Origin of the sequence: Mesorhizobium sp. 1B3 (assembly GCF_050958605.1) — a bacterium.
In the GTDB taxonomy this organism is placed as follows: Bacteria; Pseudomonadota; Alphaproteobacteria; order Rhizobiales; family Rhizobiaceae.
The window spans coordinates 1-706 of record NZ_JBJHDO010000036.1 but is presented as its reverse complement, the minus strand read 5'-3'; the positions used below and the strand labels follow the sequence as shown (position 1 = coordinate 706).

The 706-nt window shown below is 64.3% G+C and carries 1 pseudogene; it reads left to right on the top strand.

Annotated elements, in window-relative coordinates:
• Positions 1–706 (top strand): annotated as a pseudogene (locus ACCO56_RS33040) (malate synthase G); the annotation flags it as partial.

The following is a 706-nucleotide window of genomic DNA, read 5'->3' as shown; positions in this document are numbered from 1 at the left end:
GGGCGCCAGGGTGATCGCCTGGGCGCGCGATTTCCTGGATCGCGCCGCGCCACTCGACGGCGTTTCCTGGCAGGACGCGCGTGGCTTCTCGGTTAAGGACGGAGCGCTCCTGGTGAGGCTCGACGGCGGGCGTGCGGCCGGCCTCGCGAACCCAGCGCAATTCGCCGGCTATCATGACGATCCGTCGGTGCAGGGCCAGGTCCTGCTCAGGAACAACGGCATCCTGATCGAAATCCTGGTCGACCCCACCTCGACCATCGGCAAGGATGATCCCGCCCATATCTCCGATGTCTGGCTGGAATCGGCCTTGACCACCATCATGGACTGCGAGGATTCGATTGCCGCCGTCGATGCCGATGACAAGGTCGTCGTCTATCGCAACTGGCTCGGCCTGATGAAGGGCGATCTCCAGGAGGAGGTCACCAAGGGCGGCAAGAGCTTCGTGCGCAAGCTCAATCCCGACCTCGACTACCGTGCGCCCGACGGCTCCACTTTCCAGTTGCGCTGCCGCTCGCTGATGCTGGTCCGGAATGTCGGCCACCTCATGACCAATCCGGCGATCCTCGACCGCGACGGCAACGAGGTGCCGGAAGGCATCATGGACGCCATGATCACCAGCCTGATCGCGCTGCACGATGTCGGCCCCAACGGCCGTCGCAAGAACTCGCCGGCCGGCTCGGTCTATATCGTCAAGCCGAAGATGCAT